21 protein-coding genes and 2 pseudogenes are annotated in these 21,030 nt (G+C 34.7%); 12 read left to right on the top strand and 11 right to left on the bottom strand.

Annotated elements, in window-relative coordinates; genetic code table 11:
• Nucleotides 1-55: 55 nt before the first annotated feature.
• The 6 genes and pseudogenes from ACLV7Q_RS08760 to ACLV7Q_RS08785 all read left to right on the top strand — a co-directional run bounded on the left by ACLV7Q_RS08760 (nucleotide 56) and on the right by ACLV7Q_RS08785 (nucleotide 2,466).
• Nucleotides 56-250 carry a helix-turn-helix transcriptional regulator gene (locus ACLV7Q_RS08760; protein WP_001082471.1) on the top strand — a complete coding sequence of 65 codons (195 nt, stop codon included), beginning with the start codon at nucleotides 56-58 and terminating at the stop codon, nucleotides 248-250.
• Between the two features lie 15 nt (nucleotides 251-265).
• Nucleotides 266-808: a DUF3278 domain-containing protein gene (locus ACLV7Q_RS08765; RefSeq protein ID WP_218757854.1), complete on the top strand. Its 543-nt coding sequence runs from the start codon at nucleotides 266-268 to the stop codon at nucleotides 806-808.
• Nucleotides 809-818: 10 nt separating this feature from the next.
• Nucleotides 819-1,049 (top strand): hypothetical protein, encoded by a 231-nt coding sequence (locus ACLV7Q_RS08770; protein WP_050216135.1) that lies wholly within the window; start codon nucleotides 819-821, stop codon nucleotides 1,047-1,049.
• A gap of 10 nt (nucleotides 1,050-1,059) precedes the next feature.
• Nucleotides 1,060-1,401, top strand: coding sequence for a hypothetical protein (locus tag ACLV7Q_RS08775; protein ID WP_225904743.1), 342 nt, complete (start codon nucleotides 1,060-1,062; stop codon nucleotides 1,399-1,401).
• Between the two features lie 12 nt (nucleotides 1,402-1,413).
• Complete coding sequence (locus ACLV7Q_RS08780; protein WP_218757853.1) at nucleotides 1,414-1,992, top strand: DUF3278 domain-containing protein; 579 nt, start codon at nucleotides 1,414-1,416, stop codon at nucleotides 1,990-1,992.
• Nucleotides 1,989-2,466, top strand: a pseudogene (locus ACLV7Q_RS08785) (glutathione peroxidase). The gene ACLV7Q_RS08780 and the pseudogene ACLV7Q_RS08785 overlap by 4 nt, the downstream one beginning before the upstream one ends.
• A 222-nt stretch (nucleotides 2,467-2,688) precedes the next feature.
• Here ACLV7Q_RS08785 and ACLV7Q_RS08790 read toward each other — a convergent pair.
• From ACLV7Q_RS08790 to ACLV7Q_RS08830, 9 genes are all read right to left on the bottom strand, one after another.
• Nucleotides 2,689-4,902 (bottom strand): glycoside hydrolase family 31 protein, encoded by a 2,214-nt coding sequence (locus ACLV7Q_RS08790; RefSeq protein ID WP_218757852.1) that lies wholly within the window; start codon nucleotides 4,900-4,902, stop codon nucleotides 2,689-2,691.
• A gap of 251 nt (nucleotides 4,903-5,153) precedes the next feature.
• The gene (locus tag ACLV7Q_RS08795) at nucleotides 5,154-5,765 is read right to left on the bottom strand and encodes a Fic/DOC family protein (RefSeq protein ID WP_218757851.1); all 612 of its coding nucleotides are present in this window, start codon (nucleotides 5,763-5,765) and stop codon (nucleotides 5,154-5,156) included.
• The gene (locus ACLV7Q_RS08800; protein ID WP_000050754.1) at nucleotides 5,765-5,941 is read right to left on the bottom strand and encodes a hypothetical protein; all 177 of its coding nucleotides are present in this window, start codon (nucleotides 5,939-5,941) and stop codon (nucleotides 5,765-5,767) included. The genes ACLV7Q_RS08795 and ACLV7Q_RS08800 overlap by 1 nt, the downstream gene beginning before the upstream one ends.
• A 164-nt stretch (nucleotides 5,942-6,105) precedes the next feature.
• Nucleotides 6,106-6,867 (bottom strand): MurR/RpiR family transcriptional regulator, encoded by a 762-nt coding sequence (locus ACLV7Q_RS08805; RefSeq protein WP_172931949.1) that lies wholly within the window; start codon nucleotides 6,865-6,867, stop codon nucleotides 6,106-6,108.
• A 382-nt stretch (nucleotides 6,868-7,249) separates the two neighbouring features.
• Nucleotides 7,250-8,935 (bottom strand): glycoside hydrolase family 13 protein, encoded by a 1,686-nt coding sequence (locus tag ACLV7Q_RS08810; RefSeq protein ID WP_218757850.1) that lies wholly within the window; start codon nucleotides 8,933-8,935, stop codon nucleotides 7,250-7,252.
• Nucleotides 8,935-9,351 (bottom strand): PTS sugar transporter subunit IIA, encoded by a 417-nt coding sequence (locus tag ACLV7Q_RS08815; protein ID WP_050242554.1) that lies wholly within the window; start codon nucleotides 9,349-9,351, stop codon nucleotides 8,935-8,937. Before ACLV7Q_RS08815 ends, ACLV7Q_RS08810 begins: the two co-directional genes overlap by 1 nt.
• Nucleotides 9,352-9,362: 11 nt before the next feature.
• Nucleotides 9,363-10,175, bottom strand: coding sequence for a PTS system mannose/fructose/sorbose family transporter subunit IID (locus tag ACLV7Q_RS08820; protein ID WP_001000716.1), 813 nt, complete (start codon nucleotides 10,173-10,175; stop codon nucleotides 9,363-9,365).
• On the bottom strand, nucleotides 10,168-10,968 hold the full coding sequence (locus ACLV7Q_RS08825) for a PTS mannose/fructose/sorbose/N-acetylgalactosamine transporter subunit IIC (protein ID WP_000452055.1): 801 nt from the start codon (nucleotides 10,966-10,968) through the stop codon (nucleotides 10,168-10,170). Before ACLV7Q_RS08825 ends, ACLV7Q_RS08820 begins: the two co-directional genes overlap by 8 nt.
• Nucleotides 10,969-10,979: 11 nt before the next feature.
• Nucleotides 10,980-11,456, bottom strand: a complete 477-nt coding sequence (locus ACLV7Q_RS08830; RefSeq protein WP_218757849.1) for a PTS system mannose/fructose/N-acetylgalactosamine-transporter subunit IIB — start codon at nucleotides 11,454-11,456, stop codon at nucleotides 10,980-10,982.
• 695 nt (nucleotides 11,457-12,151) lie between these two features.
• Between ACLV7Q_RS08830 and ACLV7Q_RS08835 the strand changes: the two genes are divergently transcribed.
• Both ACLV7Q_RS08835 and ACLV7Q_RS08840 read left to right on the top strand, forming a co-directional pair.
• Nucleotides 12,152-13,360 carry an ATP-binding protein gene (locus ACLV7Q_RS08835; protein WP_218757848.1) on the top strand — a complete coding sequence of 403 codons (1,209 nt, stop codon included), beginning with the start codon at nucleotides 12,152-12,154 and terminating at the stop codon, nucleotides 13,358-13,360.
• A gap of 350 nt (nucleotides 13,361-13,710) precedes the next feature.
• Nucleotides 13,711-14,103: pseudogene (locus ACLV7Q_RS08840) on the top strand (tyrosine-type recombinase/integrase); the annotation flags it as partial.
• A 394-nt stretch (nucleotides 14,104-14,497) separates the two neighbouring features.
• Here the strand turns inward: ACLV7Q_RS08840 and ACLV7Q_RS08845 are convergent.
• Nucleotides 14,498-17,551 carry an SEC10/PgrA surface exclusion domain-containing protein gene (locus ACLV7Q_RS08845; RefSeq protein ID WP_411866008.1) on the bottom strand — a complete coding sequence of 1,018 codons (3,054 nt, stop codon included), beginning with the start codon at nucleotides 17,549-17,551 and terminating at the stop codon, nucleotides 14,498-14,500.
• A 130-nt stretch (nucleotides 17,552-17,681) separates the two neighbouring features.
• On the opposite strand from ACLV7Q_RS08845, the gene ACLV7Q_RS08850 reads away from it, so the two are divergent.
• Nucleotides 17,682-18,059 carry a helix-turn-helix domain-containing protein gene (locus ACLV7Q_RS08850; protein WP_218757847.1) on the top strand — a complete coding sequence of 126 codons (378 nt, stop codon included), beginning with the start codon at nucleotides 17,682-17,684 and terminating at the stop codon, nucleotides 18,057-18,059.
• Between the two features lie 135 nt (nucleotides 18,060-18,194).
• Here the strand turns inward: ACLV7Q_RS08850 and ACLV7Q_RS08855 are convergent, their stop codons facing one another.
• Nucleotides 18,195-18,902, bottom strand: coding sequence for a hypothetical protein (locus tag ACLV7Q_RS08855; protein WP_218757846.1), 708 nt, complete (start codon nucleotides 18,900-18,902; stop codon nucleotides 18,195-18,197).
• 235 nt (nucleotides 18,903-19,137) lie between these two features.
• On the opposite strand from ACLV7Q_RS08855, the gene ACLV7Q_RS08860 reads away from it, so the two are divergent.
• The 3 genes from ACLV7Q_RS08860 (at nucleotide 19,138) to ACLV7Q_RS08870 (ending at nucleotide 20,851) form a co-directional block, all read left to right on the top strand.
• Nucleotides 19,138-19,476: a hypothetical protein gene (locus ACLV7Q_RS08860; RefSeq protein ID WP_218757845.1), complete on the top strand. Its 339-nt coding sequence runs from the start codon at nucleotides 19,138-19,140 to the stop codon at nucleotides 19,474-19,476.
• 168 nt (nucleotides 19,477-19,644) lie between these two features.
• Complete coding sequence (locus ACLV7Q_RS08865) at nucleotides 19,645-20,127, top strand: hypothetical protein (RefSeq protein ID WP_218757844.1); 483 nt, start codon at nucleotides 19,645-19,647, stop codon at nucleotides 20,125-20,127.
• A 1-nt stretch (nucleotide 20,128) separates the two neighbouring features.
• On the top strand, nucleotides 20,129-20,851 hold the full coding sequence (locus tag ACLV7Q_RS08870; RefSeq protein WP_218757843.1) for an ATP-binding protein: 723 nt from the start codon (nucleotides 20,129-20,131) through the stop codon (nucleotides 20,849-20,851).
• The last annotated feature ends 179 nt before the right edge of the window (nucleotides 20,852-21,030 follow it).

The following is a 21,030-nucleotide window of genomic DNA, read 5'->3' on the forward strand; positions in this document are numbered from 1 at the left end:
ATAGAAGAATATAATATAGTCAAATATATACGACACAAATCAGAAAGGAGAAGAGATGAATCGTGTGAAAGAATTTCGCAAGGAACTGGGCATTTCCCAGCTCGAACTCGCCAAGGATATCGGTGTCTCGAGGCAAACCATCAATATGATTGAAAACGACAAGTACAATCCAACCCTGGAACTCTGTCTCAATCTCGCCCGCAGCCTCCAAACTGACCTCAACAGTCTCTTTTGGGAGGATAATTTTTAAAAAAGGAGCAAACATATGAAAAAAGAAGCCTTCACTGAAAAACTCATCAAACGCACATACGGTATTTCTGGTCCCCTTGATGAACACAAACGACGCGAGGCTGATCGTATCGGCAATCAAGTTTTTATCATCCTCTTTTATCTGATGACGTTTGGAAATCTCATCCCCTTTGTCCTCGCTTATAAATACCCGCAAATTGTCGCTATCGGCTATCCTATTGTGGTATTCGGCATTTCGATGATTTCTGCTTTCTATGTGCTCTCCCAAACCAAAAAAACAGGGATTACAGCTATTGATCCAGATATGCTGAGTGAGAAAGAAAGCAAGCAACTACATTACCCTGGTCTGAAAGCAGGTTTGTTCTTTGGTCTATGGATGTTTTTTATAACTCCTCTTCTCGATATACTCATAGGTGAAGGTCAGGACTATTTTCATTCTCTTCTCACTATAAGAAATGGTGTATCAAGCATTCTCGGTTCTATTTTCTTCGGAGCGAGCATACAGTTCCTCATCTCCCGTCGCATTGCAAAAACTAAGAAAAATCAAGATGAGGATTAGGAGGTGCCCTATGAAAAAAGAAAAGAAACAATCACGTTATCCTGGTCTGAAAGCAGGTTCGATTTATGGAACAGTGATATTTTTTATAATTCCACTAACAAGTGAAAATCCAAATTTTATCAGTTCTCTTCTAAATACAAAACATATTTTTAAAACTATACTGGGAGCTTTCTTTTTCGGAGTGATGATACATATTGTCGACTCACTTCGTATTGCAAGAGCTAAAAAAGACCAGGATTAGGAGGTGCCTTATGAAATCACTAGTAACTTTACTTACCTATCATCTTTTGTTCAGTTCTCTGCTCATCTTCATCATCATTTCAGGGGACTTACCAATCAGAGAGATATTCCTCGTGCTAGTCTTTTTTCCAGGACTTAATAAAGGACTAACTTATCTAAAGATTAACTCCCCAAAAACACGCATACTCAACTTAGCACTATACTTTATAATTCTATCTTTTCCACAACTGATGCTCGTCTCAGGCAATTGGAACTATTATTTACTGTTGACTATCGCTAGCCTTTCTTCTATCACTTATCTTTATTATCTCTATCAACTCGTTAAAGAAGTCAATCAAAAACCGCTCATTTAGGAGGTTATCAGCATGAAAAAAGAAGACTTAACCACTCGCCTGCTTCTAAATCTCTTTCATATCCAAGGTCCTTTTGATGAATGCCGGCAAGAAATTATCTATAAGGCTTGTGCCCGTTCTATGGTCCAAATCGTTTATTCTTCCTTCTTTCTCTTCTTGTTTTATCTATTATTTGGACGCTTCATAGAGGTCGTTCGCTATGCCATGCCCTACGTTTACTCTGGACTCATTTTTTTCATTACCTTAAAAACTCAAAGAGCCGTCAAAGAACTCCACTTGGAAAAAGATGACAAGTCAGAAATCATCCTCAAAACCTACAGCAAAGCCCAAATCAAATTCCGAAGCTGGATTGTGTTTATCGGTCTTCAGATTGGTTTCTTTACCTTACTCATCTTTCATAAGGTCTTCGTTCAGCAGATGTCCCTTTCAGATTTTGGGAAGTTGCTCATGCAATTTGATAAAAGTGGTCCTTTCCTAATGTATGGCCTGATTATCGGCAGCATTTTTGGAACCCTGACCTACGGATTTCTATCACTACAGGAGGAGAAAACTCCTAAAAATACCAAACAGAAAGAGAAAAGCAATCAATGACTTCACTATACGATTTTTCAGTCTTGAACCAAGACAATCAAGAAACTCCCCTAGATGCTTATCGTGGCAAGGTTCTCTTGGTTGTCAATACTGCTACCGGATGTGGTTTAACGCCCCAGTACCAAGGACTCCAAGAACTCTATGACCGCTATCAAGATCAGGGATTTGAAATTTTAGACTTCCCTTGCAATCAGTTTATGGGACAAGCACCAGGCAGCGCAGAGGAAATCAACAGCTTCTGTAGCCTACATTATCAAACCACCTTCCCACGTTTTGCCAAGATTAAGGTCAACGGTAAGGAAACAGATCCTCTCTATGTTTGGTTGAAAGAACAAAAATCCTGGCCCACTGGGAAAACGAATCGAATGGAATTTCGCTAAATTTCTCATCGGTCGTGATGGGCAGGTCTTTGAACGCTTCTCTTCAAAAACAAACCCAAAACAAATTGAAGAGGCCATACAAACTCTACTATAATTTCACAATCTCACTATGATTAGGTTTCTTTTAGCCTAATGAATAGTGGGATTTTTTGATGGGCTTTGACTTAAATAGAAAAACACCCCATGATATGAAACATGAAGTGTTGTAAAGTCTATGTTGTAGGTGCTTATTTCAGATTTTCAATGTGACCAATGATAACAAATACCATACCGAAGCTTCATATACACTAAACAAATGACTTTCTAATTGTCTCAATTAGTTTTGGCTAGTAAATATCATTTCCAACAAACGCCCTCTCAATTCCTTATCCTGATGATGCAAGATATTCATTAACTCATGAGAATTTTTGGCATTGATGAATTGATTTAACAATCTATCTTTTAATTCATATGGAAGAGAAGCCGTCTTTAGTAGTCTAAAAACTTCATCATTTAGGAATGTCCTTTTATTATCTTTCCATTCAAATCTAGCTGTATCATTCTTATTTGGCAATTCAATTATAGACACATTCGTTCCTTTAAAATGAATTCTATGTTTTCTATTGCTTGGAACGATACTAGAATCTCCTTGTAATGCTAACTCTACCATTCCCATTTCCCAATCGATTGATAATCTTGTTTTATATCTTTGACCATTTTGATCTTCAATCATTTCAAAAGAATGTTGCTTGCCTGGGAATACATACCAATCTACAACTTCAGGTAAATCAACACCCATATCTATCTCAGAACCAACCAAGGGAATGATTGCACCACTTTTTGCAAACACAGGCATAGTCGAAATGTCTCTATAAACACTTAACTTCACACCACCTGTATATTTTTTCTCTGAAAAGAAGTCATACCATTCACCTTCAGGGAACCATACATCCACTTTTGCAGATTGGAATGCCAAATCCATCTTTTCTACAATGGGAGCCACCATCAGTTCTGTTCCAAAAAAGTATTGATTTGGAACATTATAACTCTCATCATTCTCTGGGTAGAAATAATACATTGGGCTGATTAATGGGGCACCTTCCTCATGTATCTGTACATTCATGGTATATAGATATGGAATCATCTGATGTCTCAAACGAAGGTATTTCTTCATAATCTTAGATGTTGTTTCTGAAAAAAACCAAGGTTCTTTACTATTAAAAGGACTTCTAGAACTATGTAATCGAGTTATCGGACTAAAAACGCCAAACTGTAGCCATCTAGTTTGTAGCTCTTCGTCATAATCTCCCAGCATGTGTCCACCGATATCATGACTCCACCAACTATAACCGATATTTGATGCTGTTGCTGTAAAATAAGGTTGAAATCTTAAGGAATTCCAACTAATAATAGTATCCCCTGAAAAACCAACAGGGTAGCGGTGACTACCAGGACCTGCATATCTTGATAAAATCAAACCACCTTCTGAATGTTTACAACTATCCTGATAATGATAATGGTTTAAAAGCCACAGTGGATCCAACATGCCTTGAGTCCCTTGTTGCCAGTCAATCCACCAAAAATCTACTCCCTGCTTTTCTAGCTCATAATGAACATCTTTAAAGTAGGATTCTCTAAAAGAGGGATTAAAAAAATCAAAAATAGCAGGTTCTTCAAGTTCTACATTTAACCCCAATCGTTTGGCGACCCGAGGATAAACTTCTTCATAAGCCCGTATACCATCAGCAGGATGGACATTTAAAGAGAGTTTTAACTTTCTATCATGAAGTTGTTGCAATAACTGTTCTGGATTAGGTATTAAGTTTTTATTCCAACTATATCCTGTCCAGCCACTTCCAAAACGAGCTGGAATGTCAGTTATATGCCAATCCATATCTAACACACCGATAGATAATGGAATTTTCTCTGTTTCAAATCTGTCTATTAAATCCAAGTATTCATCCGACGTATAAGGCCAATATCTACTCCACCAATTCCCTAAAGCATATCTTGGTAACAAGGGTGTTGAACCAGTCAAATGGTAAAAGTCTCTGATTGCTCCTCTATAATCATGCCCATAGGCAAAGAAATAGAGATCAATTTGATTTTCTCTCTCAATATAACCAGACTGTTCATCCCAAATAAATCCTTGAGAATCATCCAATAAGGCTATACCATTTCGGCTAATAATTCCATCTTCTAACGAGATTGCTCCATCTGCCTTATCCAGAGTCCGAGCTGTTCCTTTTAACGTTTCAATAGATTCACCAAAATACCAGCGACTACCATATACGGCAAAATTTCCTTTTAATTCTATAAATAAATTTTCGGCGTTAAATTCTCCTTTATTAAAGTGCAGATGAAAATAGTCCGTCATAATATCTAGTACGTTTGATGTCTCGATATAATCTAACGAAACTTGGCCAAAATCTCTATTATAGATAAGTTGTGTAGTTCTATCCTCAAAACTTCCAGTTTGAGAGTACTCTAACCTTACTAACTTGTCTGTTAATACAGAGATTCGATAAAACTCTCCCTTAAAAATTTTCAATTTGTTTTCCTCCTTTTATGGTAGCATAAAAACAGAACGCACCATTTTTGATGCGTTTTTCGTTATTCTGAATGCAATGTTCTATCTATTATATCTATGACAAATAATAGTCAATTGAAAAAATGTAGTGGACAAAATATCTTTTAACAAACCAAGATGTTATTAAAGAGTTATCCCTTTTCAACCTTTCTAAGCTTATGTAGTTGTGAAACAAACTACTTTTAAACTATTAACTATCTATCAGTAGCAACTCATAACTTGAAAAGAATTTTTTCAAATAACTTCGTTAATTTAGTTTTGTCTCCATAAACTGTACCATCCATATATAAATGATAAATCTCATCATCATCACCGATTGATATTTCACATTCATAACCTTTCATTAAAGCTAAAGAGCGAATAACCTCCCTCTGCGTTCTACCGTTTCCCTCACGGAATGGATGAAAATAATTGAGATTATCTAAAATTTCGACCAATAACTGAATGACTTCTTTTCTACTATTAGCATTGTCATGAAATCTATCTATCAAATTATTAAGGTAAGTGAGTGCTGTATCGAAAGACTGAATCGGCATAAAAGCATTACCACTTTTTGAAATATTGACTTTTCTAAATTCACCTGCCCAATGATACATATCTTCAAACAAAAATTGATGAATTTTCAATATATCTTCTACACTATAAACTGGGATAGGATTGATAAATAATTTCAAACTCTTACTAGCAACCATACGATATTCAAGATCGCGTGCTTTTTGCTCATCTCGTTCTTCCTGCTTATTTCTTAGAACTGAAGAATCTGGATAGGTATATAAATTATTCGGATCAATATAGTCATAAGAATCATAACATTTACGCTTCATTAAGCCATCCCCAAAGCAAGAGCTTCATCTCGTAATTTTTCAACATCACTAACCGTAGGTCGCCATCCTTCAATCATATTTGTACTTAAAGCATACCAAACACTCTTAAAAACGGAGCGGTTTTCAAAAGCTACTCCCATGATTGTCATCTTTTCTTTATCTATATCTAAGGACATATACTACCTCCTTTAGTTACATTATACCATGTTTCTATGTAATTTCTTTTTCATTTTTAACTAATGTACTGTAATCATTTTAGTCATTTTAAAAACGTTTTAAAATTTTTTAGGTTAATCATAATTTTATTTTAAGCTATAAAAAACATCAGGAATGATCAGCTTTAATCACCTAACTTATTTACAAATTCTCTATACTTTCTTGCCAGAATCATTAATACTATATATAAGCAAGACATAGAGCGACTATCAAGGTCTGGATTTTCGTCTATTCTACTAATTTCATAAAACAATTGATACGTTGAATTATTCTTTAGAAAATTATCGCTAAACTCCGTTACACCAATAATAGTAACTCCCTTTGCATTTAATTTATTTATAGTTGTTTGTATCCCTTTAGTATTTCCACTCAATGATGTAATTATCACTAAATCATCTTTATTCAAATTATCAGCTAGCATGGAAAAATTCGTTTCCCCTGAAACAAGATAATTTGGACGATGACTTAAGAATAATTCATTTGACAACTCTTTCGTAAAATTGTTTTGAGTGAAACCAGTGGCATACAATATTACTTGGGAAGCTTCATAAATTTTTTTTAAAATGGGCAAAAAATCTAATTCTGTAGCAAATCGAAATGTTTTCTGTATATCCATTTGTAATTGAGATAACAAGTCTATTTTATCCACTGATTTTGTTTTAGAGATTGAATCTTGAATCGAATATCTCATATCTGTAAAACCTCTAAAACCAATCTTCTTCGCTAATCTCAAAACAGTGCTTTTTGAAGTTAATAAAAGTTCTCCTACTTCTACTATCGTTTTTGATACAATTAATTCTTTATGTTGAACAATGAACTGCAACATCTCTTTTTCACTCATTGTTAAACTATCATAGTTAACTTCAACATGCTGTTCAAAATTCATTTTTTCATCCTTTTTATTTACATCATTATTTTCAAAATCGGTGTTGTTATTAAAAGTGCATATCCATTTGAAAATCCTATAAAACAATTTAATTCTATCATAAACAAACATAGAATTAAAGATAAAACATCTTCTTCATAGATTATATACATCCGAACTCATATTTGATTGAATTAGGCTTCAATAAATAAGTTAGTAGAAGAAACAAAATCAAAAAACGCACAATATCAAGTTTAGAAAAATTTGATATCATACGTTTCCTCATGAATAGATTTTATAAATTCCCTATTTCAATTGAATTTTGCTCTAGTATTTAAACTTAATAGTATTAGCTCTCACTATACTCGACAAATAGGTTCTATTCAAAGTTTTGCAAAAATCTTTATTGTTCTATTAAGAAAACTTGAGCCTCAAAAGGTTTCAATTCAAAAAATTTTGGAAGCTGTTTAAGTTCTGATTCATAATTTCCAATTAAATGTTTTACTTGACGACCAATCAGTTTCGATGGCACTTGCGAGGTAGTAGGTTGTTTAGAGAATGAACACACAATTAATAAAATTTGTTTATTATATTCCCGTACATAACTAAAGACATCACTATCTTCTTCGTTTATCAATTCATACTTCCCATGAATTATAATTGGGTAATCACGCCTCAAGCTGATTAATTTTTGATAATAATAAAAAATTGAGTTTGAATCTTCAAGACAGGCTTCTGCATTTATAGAAGAATTGTCTGGAGAATACTGTATCCAAGGGTTTCCACTTGAAAAACCATATCCTTCTTCTTTATTTCCATTCCATGGGAACGGTGTTCTCGCATTATCTCTAGATTTTAAATAAATTGAATTATTTATATAAGATGAAGATTCACCATTTTCCTTCATAAGTTCATAAAAATATTTAGTCTCGATATCTTTGTAATTCTCTACAGAATCAAAATGAACATTCTTCATCCCCAACTCTTCACCTTGAAAAACATACGGAGTTCCCTTCATCATATGCAATAAGGTAGCTAACATCTTTGCTGACTGTACCCTAAATTCACCATCATCACCAAATCGAGTGACAGCTCTTGGTTGATCGTGATTACTCCAGTATAGTGAATTCCACCCTTTTTCTAACTTCAATTGCCACTCTGTTAAAACTGATTTTAAATCACTTACTTTAAAGCGTATATCTGAGAACTTACCATATCTACCATAATCCAAGTGCATGTGATCAAAATGAAACACCATATTCAATTCTTCATTTTCGGGCAGAGTATACTGCAAAGCTTGATCACTGTTTGTATTTGGAGCTTCACCAACTGTCATTACATTATATCGGCTTAGAACTTCCTGATTTAGTTCATGTAAAAACTCATGAACTCGTGGGCCATTTGAAGCTCCTACATAATAAGATTTAGTGTATGGAACTCCATCCGGTGCGTCAGGATAGTCCTGCCTTTTACTTATCAATGTAATGACATCCATCCTGAAACCATCAATTCCTAAATCAAACCATTTGGTCATCATTTTTTGAATTTCTTGACGTACCGTTGGATTTTCCCAATTTAAATCTGGTTGTTCCTTGGCAAAACAATGTAAATAATATTGATTTCGTTCTGGAACATACTCCCATGCAGATCCACCAAAAGTGGAACCCCAATTATTAGGTTCGCTACCATCTGGCTTAGGAGCTTTCCAAATATAGTAATCAGAATATGGATTATTTTTATTTTTTCTAGATTCAATAAACCATGAATGCTTATCACTGGTATGATTCACAACCAAGTCAAGAATAATCTTTATTTCTAATTTATGAGCTTCTGCTAATAATTCTTGAAAATCTTCCATTGTCCCATAAATTGATAGGATTCTTTCATAATCACTGATATCGTATCCATTATCCACCAATGGTGATTCATAGATAGGATTAAGCCAAATAACATCAATTCCTAACTTATGGAGATACGGTAATTTTTCTTTTATTCCATTCAAGTCTCCTACACCATCTCCATTTGAATCCTTAAAACTTTGAGGATAAATTTGATAAACAACACTATTTTTCCACCAAGCATCTGCCATCACTCATCATCCTCATCAGTCACTTGATTATATATATCATTCACAAAAAGTAATTGATTCTTTGCTTCATCAATAGACTTTCTAATTAAATCTTCAGATAAATCTTCGCTTTCAATAGATAACAAAAGCGTCATAATAATTGGTAAATTCATCCCTGTTACAAGAAACAAATTTCTTTTGCTCATATACCTAATAAAAGTTTGGTTCACCGATCCACCAAGCAAATCTGTAAAAATCAGAACTTTTTCGTCAACGGGATAACTTTCTAAAAGTTTTGAAATTTCGTCTTCAATTGGCTCATTATTAATATAGGCTGCAATTACATCAATTTTTCCAATAGATGGGATTAAGTACTCTATAGTATCCTTCATCCCAGTTGCAAGATGATGATGACTTGCAATAATAACTTTTGTCATATTTTCTCCTTTTAATTAACTGATAAAATGCCAAAGTAAGACAGAATTAAAGATAGAATAATAATTCCAAAAATAATTTGAATTACGGATAACTTCTTATTCGCTAACAATTTGTAAACTAAATAAGTCATCACTGCAGGTAATAGCGCTGGCATGATTTTATCAAGAATATCGTCTTGAATTACTAGTTTAACATCTCCTGTAGTAAATACTGTCGAAATCTTCATTTTAACTACAGATGGGATTAAAGCTCCAACAACCGTTAAACCCATGATTGAAGCAGATTCAGTAAAAATATTTAATTTTTCACCTAATCCGGTTATCAACTTCAAACCAGAATCATATCCGATATCAAATAATTTAAATCGGAAAAATAGGAAGAAAACATTCAAAACTAACCAAATTATTGCACCAATTGGATTCCCTTCTAATCCCATATATGCTGCAATTGAGCCCATGATTGTTGGATATAATACCCAAATTAAGGTATCACCTACACCAGCAAGTGGTCCCATCATACCAGTTTTAAAATTTTGTACCGTATCTAAAGATTCAACACCATCTTTTTCTTCCATTGCTATACTTGCACCTAATAAGATATTAGCCATCCAAGTAGTAGTATTAAAATACTTAAAATGATTATTCAATGATGCAACATATTCATCATCATTTGGATAGATTTTTCTTAAAACTTTATTTAATCCATAAACAACTGCTGGTCCCTGTTGATTCTCATAATTAAAAGTGTTACATGCCATAAACATATATCTGAACGCGGCATTACGAATATCTTTTTTTGTTATTTTTTGTTGTACATCATTCATCAAAGTCATCTCCAAATTCTTCAGCTCCGGCAACTGTTGAAGAGACAACAGTTGATACATTTTTATTCATAGTAAAATAGTAATATGCAATGGCAAAACCAGCAAGAGAAATTCCTAAAATTGGTAAATTCAAATATGCTGCAAAGATAAAGCCAACAATAAGCATGCTTAAATATTTTTTAGTAGGCATAACTTGTAATAGAATCGCGATTCCGACAACAGGTAGGATACTACCTGCAATAGATAAACCATTAGTGAACCATTCTGGTACACTATTCAAAATTACATTTACAATTTTATCTCCAAAAATGACACAAAGAGCTGTCGGAATTGCGGTTGATAAACCAAAAATAACCGGTCCAATCCAAAAAATTCGATTCATCTTAGCAAACTTTTTCTCATTAGCTGCCTTCTGAGCTGCGTGAGTTACATATGTATTAAGTATTTTTGCTAAAACATCCAACTGAATACCAAGCATTCCAACAGGAACTCCCACTGCTAAAGCTACAGCTTTTGCAGACTCTACATTACTTGTTGTTTTAATCGCAATAAAACCACCTACTAATGCTGCAAGACCCCAGTTTGGTACGGATGAACCACCAATATTTGCAACACCTAACGCCATTAATTGGAATGTTCCACCAATAATCATTGCTGTTTTCATATCTCCCATAATAATTCCAACAAATAACGAAACCATTATAGGAAACCAAGTACTTAGTACCAATCCTTGTTGATCTAGTACTACCCAAAACGACAATAAAATAATAAGTAAACCTTGAATCACTTCCATAGTATCATCTCCTATTTAATATACTTTTCTAAATTTTCCTCTGGATCAGAAGGAACAAAATGGAATGTTACATCAACACCAAGTGTTTTTAATCTTTTCAAATCAGCAATTTCTTTTTCATTGACAGAGACCATCTTCTTAACTGTTTTTTTTCCTTCACCATCAAACATTATTCCAACGTTGACCTTTGGTATCTTTACTCCACCTTCAACTAATGCCACCAATGTTTCAGGTTCTCGAACAATTAGTAAAACATTATGATTATCATACTTGCCATCTGCAAAATTTGTAATCGCAGTATCTGTATCAATAATTGACATTCCAGTTCCTGCAGGTTTACTCATCCTCATAGCAGCCTTTTGGACTTCGTCCTTACTTACTTCATTATCTACTACCATCAACCTTTTGGCCTTTGTAGCCCCCGCCCATTGTGTTACCACAATACCATGAATCATGCGTTGATCAATTCTCGCTAATACTACTGACATATAGCTTCTCCTTTTTTTAAGTTATGATAGAATTATAAAACACGAAAACGCTTAACACAAGATGTTATAAGCATTTCGGGAGATGTATTGAAAAGTTGGGATAAGTAGCAAATTAGTGAGAAGTTTCCCGACATAAGGAATTTATGTATCTGTTATCTTTTTCTTTCATTTGATTATTAGTATTCAAGATAAAACTGTCTAACAAACTATTTTATAAAATAATTTTAGTCAATCAAAAAAATTTAGGACATTTTTAAATCATAACACCCATCTAACGGGTGGTTTGCACCGAGGCTAGAAGCCCAAATTGCCAAAGGATGGAATAAAAGCCTTAGAGTTTTATTAAGGATAATTATAATCTTGATTTAGCTGATAGAACTAACCTCCAGGGGCATTTCCCCGAAATGAGAACATAATCATTTCTAATTTATATCCAATGGCTGTTGGTGGTTCACTTATCATAATCATAAAAAGTAGGCGAAAAATACGAACTACTGTATCACAAAGTTGATGTAATAGTTTAACAACAAACGCACAGCTACTTCATGTCAGTTCAAATGATTTTATTATCGTCATTTTCTATTCTGAAGATATTATTTCTAGATATTTAAAAATAACAAAACAAATAGCGTATTATTTCTAAATATTTGAAAATAATGTCTATTTGTATTATACTATCTTTGAGGTATCTATTTATGAACTATATTAAAAGACCACATTATTTAGATTTTTTAAGAAGACATCGTGACCGTCAAATCATTAAGGTTGTGAGTGGAGTTAGACGAGCTGGTAAATCTGTTCTCTTTCAACTCTATAAAGAAGAGTTACTAGCAACTGGGGTAGACGAGGATCAGATTATATCCATCAATTTCGAAGATTTGAGTTACTATGACCTGCGACATTTTCAAACATTATTCGCTTATATAAAAGAGCAGTTAGTTGGGGAGAAAACATACTATATCTTTTTAGATGAAATTCAACATGTTGAAAAATTTGAACTAGTTGCAGATAGCCTATTCATCCTACCAAATGTTGACCTCTATTTGACTGGATCAAACGCCTACTTTATGAGCAGCCAATTAGCAACAAACTTAACTGGTCGGTATGTTGAGATAGAGGTTCTTCCTTTATCATTTGAAGAATACCTATCAGGTCAATCTCTCTCAGAGAATCTGAATACAACAGAAATTTTTAACAATTATCTCTTTAGTGCTTTCCCTTATTTATTGCAAACATCATCTTACGCTGAAAAAATTGACTATCTCAGAGGAATATATAACTCCATACTGTTAAATGATATTGTCACTAGATTGGGAAATCCAAATCCTACTATTATTGAGCGCATTGTTCGAACTCTTCTCAGTAGTACAGGTAGCTTAATATCAACAAATAAGATTCGCAATACCCTGGTCAGCCAAAATGTTTCAATATCCCATAATACTTTGGAAAATTATTTGACGACTTTGACAGACAGTTTACTTTTTTATTCCGTTCCACGTTTTGATGTAAAAGGCAGAGCATTATTACAACGCTTAGAAAAATACTATCCCGTTGATTTAGGTTTACGACATCTCTTATTACCAGACCACAAAGAAGACATTGGACATATCTTGGAAAATATTGTGTATTTGGAATTGAGACGTAGATATTCACAAGTATATGTTGGTAATTTAGATAAATATGAGGTTGATTTTGTTGTTGTAACTGATCTTGGTCACTACGCTTATTATCAGGTCAGTGAAACAACACTTGCTCCAGAAACACTAGAAAGAGAACTTAGACCACTAGAAGCCATTAAAGATCAATTCCCAAAATATCTATTAACAATGGATACGATTCAGCCAACAGCAAATTACAATGGTATTGAGAAGAAAAACATTATAGATTGGTTACTAGAAAAGTAGATAAATATAAATCATGTAGCTAACTAAATTTGCAACAGTCTGTTATCAATGATTCTACCCAAACCCTAATAATATATAGTAAATTTAGAACACATTATCTAATACAGACACTTGAAAGATAAAATGGAATCTTTAACTTCTGGAAGTACTATTATTACTCAAAATGATGAATCTCCATAGAATTAATGAAACTATAAATCAAACGGAACTATAATGAAAAAGAGACCAAGCAATCAGGCTTTAAAATCCTAAAAACGCATACTATCAGGTATTGAAAACTTGATAGGATGCGTTTTATTATGGAAATATTTCCTTCATTTTCTCCTGAAATAGGTTTTTGCTAGCCTATTTTCTCTATTTCTAATGACTTACTTCAGCTTCTTACCTCTTAGGAAAAACATCAAAAGGCTGAACTATCAAAGTTTGGAATTATCCAATCCGATGAACAATATGTCTTTACTTATATCGATATGAAGGGTAACGTTAATAGCCCTCTACACTCTGACTATCTTAATAATAAAATGAAATCTGTCAAACGTCGTCATCCTGAACTTAAGCATACTACACCTCATAAATTACGACATACAGGAGCAACATTAGCAAAACAGGCTGGAACGTCTATTGAAGCTATTTCTGAAGCTCTAACCCATAGTGACACGATTTCAACTAAGACTTATGTCAACACTTCAAATGTCATTCCAATGGCTGTTGGAGAGATTGCCTATCGTAATCTTAAAAAGTAATGGTGTGAAAAATGGTGTGAATTTTGCTAAAAATCATCAAAAAAACACCCCATGGTGTGAACCATGAAGTGTTGTAAATGCTGTATTGTAGCTGGTTCTTAACGTTTAGAGAACTGGCTAGCTTTACGAGCTTTCTTAAGACCTGGTTGGGGCACCACTTATTTCATCTAGTTTCAAAGTGCTTTAAAATCAACGTTTTCATGGGATTTCAAAAAATAAAATTTCAACTAATTTCAATCAATTTCATTAAAATAAGGTAAATTTTCATTAAAAATAAGCTAAAATCGAACCAGAATATCAAAAGTTTACCTTATATAAAATTTATATATATTCGAACAATAACATAGAAAAGAGAGCAAATCGCTCTCCTTTTTTATCATTACAACTTAATCTTTTATACCCACTCACCGTTGGCATTAACCATATAGCCATCTGGTGTAGTAGTAGTCACTGCTAAAGCTCCTGAGCTATAGGCATAGTACCATTTACCAGAAACTGTAAACCAGCCTGTTTTCATAGCTCCAGCGCTATCAAGATAATACCATGTATCATTATCTTTTACCCAACCAATAGCCATTTTACCGCTATCTTTAAGATAGTACCATGTGCCATTGTCTTTGACCCAGCCTGTAGCCAGTGAACCTGTTTCATTCAAGTAATACCATGAGCCACCAATTTTGACCCAGCCAGTTTGCATCCAGCCTGTATTGTCAAAGTAATACCATGTACCCTTGATTAGTTCCCAACCATTAGTAGTGTATGAACCATCTTCGTGCTGATACCACCAGCGACCAGCTGACTCAATCCAGTTACCAGCTTGAGAATCTTTTGTAGTCTTAGTTTCCGTTTTTTGTTTGGCAACTACATCTACTTTGGTTTTATCTTGGCCAGACACCCCCCCATTGTTATTCACAACAGGAACTTCAACACTTGGAGTTGTTGGAGCTACAGGAGCAACAGGTGCGCTAGGAGCGCTTGGAACAGACGGAGTTGTTGGAAGTACGTACTCTGGAAGAGCTGGTTGAACTTCAGGGATACCTTTATCTGTTACAGGATGTTTCTTCAATTCTTCTGCTTGAAGACGAGCTTGCTCTGCTTCATAACTTGCTTTTGCTACTGCATAAGCCTTACTTGCTTCTTTGGCTACTTTTTCTTTTGCTTCAAGTGCTTCTTGCGCAGTTGTTTGGTTTGCTTTTGCTTCTTTGAGCGCTTCTTCTGCATCTTTCAACTCTGCCTTGCGAGTTTCAAGCTCTTTGGCAGCAACTTTCAAATCTCGAACCAACTCTTTTGAAGAAACAACTTGTGCTTTTGCTTGATTAAGTGCTTCTTTGGCAACTGATACCGCTTGGGTAGCTTCCTCTGCTTTTTCTTGAAGAGAAGAAAGAGTTGCTTTCTCTGCTTTTGTTTCTGCTTTGGCTTGGTTAAATTCTTTCTCTGCTTGTTTTGCAGTTGCTTTCAACTCTGCCAACTTCTCTTCTTTATCTGCCTTTGTAGCAGACAAGGTAGCAACCAAGGCATTGGCATTTGAAAGAGCGACAACCGCTTGATTATGACTTGTTGTAGCAGATTGAAGATTTTGTTTCAAGGCAACTGTATCTTTAAGTTGAGCTTCTTGTGCTTTCAAGTTTGAGTTTGCAGTTTGCAATGCAGTTTCTGCTTCAGCTACAGCTTGGTTAGCAGTTTTAAGAGTTTGTTCTGCTTGAGCTTTTTCTGCTTTTTTAGCTTCTAGCTTAGTATTTGTTGAATCACCTTTGCGAGCTACTGTGTAAGGATTTGTGATTTCTGTTGTGTTGAACTTAGAACCTTTTGCTCGGCTTCCTGTAATACCTGTGATAAAATGATTATTATAAAGATCATTAGTAACACTTTGTGCAAAACCTCCGAAGTAGTTTTTCTCGTTCGGAGTGTCAAAGTTGAGCATACCCACTAAGTGACCGTAATCTTGTTCAATATTAACTAACATTGACAAAGAATCAAACAATTCTTGACGCATTTCAGATTTAGTCAATTTAACGGGACCTGAGATAGTATGAGCTACTAGATTTTCATAACCTTGACGACCTTTATTCATTTGAGCTTCTGTTGGATGAATGCCACTCAAACCATATTCATCAGCAACCTTATGGATACCCTGAGCATAGTGTCCGTGACCACCGTTAGAACGGTATTGTTCGTGAATTTGGCGAGACCATCCGCGCTTGATGTACTCTTTAGCGACTTTTTCTGCGAACTCAAAGGAGTCTTTTGTTACAACAACGTCTGAAAGACCCAACTGCTCACGCAAGTTTGAAATCAAGTCGGCAGCGAACATTGTCAAGTCATCACGGACTTCTTTTGGAAGATTATTAACATCATACTGTGTCTTATCAGCCTTATCCGCTTCGCTCAAGACAAGGTTTTTAGATTGGATACTATCCCCAACCATGTCAGTGATCTCTTTTTTCAACTCTTTATTACGAGCTTCAAATTTATCAATATCCGCTTGAGTAAGTTTATTATCTGGAATTGCCCAGTAGTCCTTATTCAATTGGATTTTTTCTTTGATTTTTGAAACAAAGGCTTCTTTGAACTGAATAGACCCTTTTGCAAGTGGTTTTGATGACTCGGTAAGAGCGTCAACTTCAGCAGTGACCGCTTTAAGAGCTTGTTCTGCTTGTGCTTGATGTGCTTTGGCATCCGATACCGCTTGGGTTTTTGTAGCAATATCCGCCTTTGTTTCTTCAATTTGCGCTTTTGTAGCTTGATTTACTTCTTCTGCATTTTTTAAGGCAGTTTCTGCATCTGTTTGTGCTTGTTTGCTTGTTTTTTCGGCTTCTACGGCTTCTTTTTGTGCTTCCTTGGCATTTTCCAAGCCTTTGCCATTAACAGCGTCTGTGGCGATTTGAACCGCTTCTGTGGTACTTGTAAGTGCTTTTTCTTTTGTAGCTTGTGTAGCTTCTTTTTCTGCTACAACTGCTTCTTGTGCAGATACCGCTTGGCTTGTTTCTGTAGCTTTTGCTTCTGCATTTTTAAGAGCTTCTGCTTTTGCAGGAACAGCAGACTCAGCTTTAACTACTGCTTTCTCAGCTTCTGTAATAACTGCTGGACTTGCCTTTTTCGCAAAATCCTCTGCTTTTTTTACAGCTTCTGTTTTCTCATTGACAAGAGAATCCGCTTCATTTGTAGCACGCTTGGCATCTTTTACCGCCTGTTTTGCTTCCGCTACTTCTTGATCCGCTTTCTTAGCTTCTGCTTCTTTTGTAGCAACTTCTTCTTTTGTCGCTACCGCAGGAGTAGTTGTTTCCACAACCTCCGCCTTTGGCGCTTCCACATTCACTGGTTTTGGAGCGACTTCTTCTGCTCCTACTGTGTGGGCTAGGGATGCGATAGAAACTGCCAATGCAGATACAACTGCACCCGTACGTAGTTTCTTAATCTTCCCATGACCTTTTAACTTAGAATCCGACATAACTAAACTCCTATTGTATAGTTTTCAGTGTATTTTTTACCTTTTGTACTATTATACCATACTTTTATAACTTTTGTATAGTCTAATATACTTATTTTTGAAGAAAATAGATAGTAAAATGGTACATAATATGAAATACGATAGATTACAAAAACATATAGCATTTAGAATCCGTGAATGTCGAAAAGAACAGAAATTAAGTCAAGAGAAATTATCAGAATTAGCAGGCTTGGGTATCAAAGCCATTCAAAACATGGAAAATATGAAATATGATTTTAAGATAAAAACTCTTGAATCAGTAATCAAAGCATTAGGCATTACCGTAGAAGAGTTCTTTAACCTACAAGCATATAATCCAGAAAGAAAAGAATTCTTTAATTTACAAGCATATGAATCAGAGAGAGAAGACTCCCCAGAAATACTTTTCGAAAACTTAACAAAATTACCCAAAGAGAAACAAGGAAAAATTATATCTTCATTTAATGAAATTGTAAAGAATATCAAATAAAGAGGATAGGCGGAACTCAATTTCAGGAGAACATAAAGTAAATCTTCACACAATAAAACGCATAGTATCAAGTTTTTCAACACCTGATATTATGCGTTTTTTGATTTCAAAGACTTTTTAGCCACTCTCTTTATTTTAAAGTTCTTCTGCTATTTCCTTTAACTTAATTGCTTTGTCATATTCCGCTTTAGCCAACCTATTTAGCTCTGATACCATTCTTTTCACCAATTCGTATCTTTCTATATGATATTCCTTTTTTCCTCCCTCATCAATCCGTAAATTATTTAATGTAGCATAAAGCAATTCTGTAAGATTCAATTCGTCCAATGATTTAAGTATCTCTTGACCAATTCCAGATAAGTATAATTGCCTACCTTTAAGAAATCTATCTAAAAGTGTATTACTACTCACAATCGACCAAATTTCTTCCAAAACATCATCATCAAATTTTTCAATAATATGTTTAGGTATATCAATACCATATTTTTTTTGATGAATATTCGGAATGTCTAATTCTGAAAAATGAGGCTCTACTACATTAAGCATAGGATAACCACCTAAAGGCATTGAATAGGAACCATCCTCGTTTTCTATTACATCATCTATATATTCATAGCGACTAATACCTATATCCTTAATAAGTCGCAAATAACGTTTATATGCTGATTTTGAAATTAGTTGTTTTCCAACATGTTCCCCTCTTTTTACTTGAAAATATTTCCTCAAGAAATCTTCTTTACTTAATCGCTCCTTTTTCTGTTGACTACGTAATATTAATGGATAATATTTTAAAACAAATTCTCTTTTACTTACATCACTCAAGTTTTTAAACTCAGGTAGCATCCTTAACTCCTTTGTATTATTTAGGGTTCAAAAAATTATATCACGATGAACCTAGAAGTGCAATAACAAGCATTGCAAAGGGGTCAAAAATGTTGTATCATGTTTTTGTTAACACAAGAGCTCTTTTACTCGTCAGCATTCGCGATAAGCTGACCATGCTTTTTTTGACAGGAGGAATTAACATGTCAAAAGAAAAAAATTAACACTCGGTAACCGCGAAAGTGCAAGAGCATTTTTGGATGCTTTATCAACTTCTGTTGATGTCCCTTCGACTATTAAAGTAGTTGACAAAAACGATGGAATCATGAACGAAGGTCAAGAAAATCAACGTTCGTGGGCATCTCTAACTTGCGTAGATAAGAAACTCTATGAGACATTTGCCAGTATTGGACAAGAGGACTACTGTCCAACGTTCAAAGTCAAGTTGAAAAACTATCAAAACGAAAACTTGGATGGTTTGATTAACGCTGACATCACACTTAATAACTATGATGTAGCGTTTGTATTTGACAAACTCAAGCAGCCTATCGGACTAGCTCTTGTCGCTGAGCTTGCTGATATTTCATTAAAATAAGTGATAAAAATAGTGAGTTATCATCTGCATTATGCAGATGATAACTACTCACTATAGAACGAGGTAACATATATGTTGATAAAAGTATCCTTCTATCTTATTCTCGCATTATTTGTATGGCAAGGTCTTAATATTCTATACATTACTCTAAAACGACAGTTTCTCATTTTGTCAGATGAAGTTGTTAAGAGAAATGAAAATTTATGGGAGCAATGTCTCTTGCTGTCGGGAAATCAAGTTAAGTTTTTAAAAAATTTGATTCAGAAGTTAATTTCTTGGCAACTAAACAAGACAATTGATAAGCAATTACAAGTTCAAAAAACTACCGCCTTGCTAAATGTAGTCAATTATTTCAATAAAAACTTATACCAAGATTTACAGTTAAAAACTATAAACCCTGCCACCACTGATGGTGTAGAGGTTTGGGTTTATCTAGCAAACAACTTAAATGATGATGAACAATTATCATTAGAAAACTACTTTTTAGGGGTTCTTTCGATATACACTGATAAGTTTGCATTAGATGTACTAACTGTTGAACTGACCGCAGGTTCTGGCTGGGTTGCTAAATTCGATGTCAAAACAATTCAAGAGGCTACATACAATCGAATGACAAGACAAACGAAAGTCCGTTACGAGGAGGACTTTTAGCATGCTCAAAAACGTTTTTGAAGTCAACAACAGGAGACACCCATCCCCTGCAATCGTTGACATAAACCGATATTTCGCTTGGATAATCGCAGGCCCATCTGGTTCTGGAAAATCTACTTTTTTAAGAAGACTTCTAGGTCTCATTTCATTTCATGATACAGATGCCGAAGCTTACTTTCTCGATTTTAAAGCAGATGAAGAGATGTTTCCAATGACTAGCAATCATGTTGCAAGAGGCTTTGACTGTCTAGAACTATTTGAAACAGTCTGCCAACGCTTTGAAAATAGACTTAATAAACAAGAAGAGAACTCCCATAATCTTTACCTAATTTTCGATGAGTGGCAGGCTTTCCTTGCTTATTTAGAACAAACAGATAAGAAGAAACATAAAGATGTTTTATCAAAAATGTTGATGATGAATAGCATGGGTAGAAGTCTAGGTTTGCGAATCGTTTTATCTAGTCAACGTTTCTTGATGTCTGACCTTCCGGGGCGCTACAATTTTAATTGTGTCATATCCTTATCAACTAGCTTTCTGCTAGCAACAAACAACAGACAACTTCTATTTCCAGACATGGAGAAATCCGAAGTTTCAGTAAAGCCAAGAGGATATGGCTATTTCCAACTGGAGGGCGAATCTGTAAAGATGTTTCGTACTATCCAAGTAAGAGACGAGGAACGGTTAAATCAACGAATGCAAGAGCTATTTTCAAGGTATAGCTAGCGTTTTTTCTGCTACACTTGTTTAGCGCGACACTGACCTTACCTAGGGGATTCATCGGTATAGGTGTCGGCACGACATTGCTAGCAGAAAAATGACTATTCGCAAGGGATTTAGGGGTGGAGATTTTTTAAGCGTAACGATGCCAACGGCAGGGAGTGAAGCGCCGAAAAATACTACCC

This window comes from Streptococcus mitis, from assembly GCF_965111725.1.
Taxonomy (GTDB): domain Bacteria; phylum Bacillota; class Bacilli; order Lactobacillales; family Streptococcaceae; genus Streptococcus; species Streptococcus mitis_DV.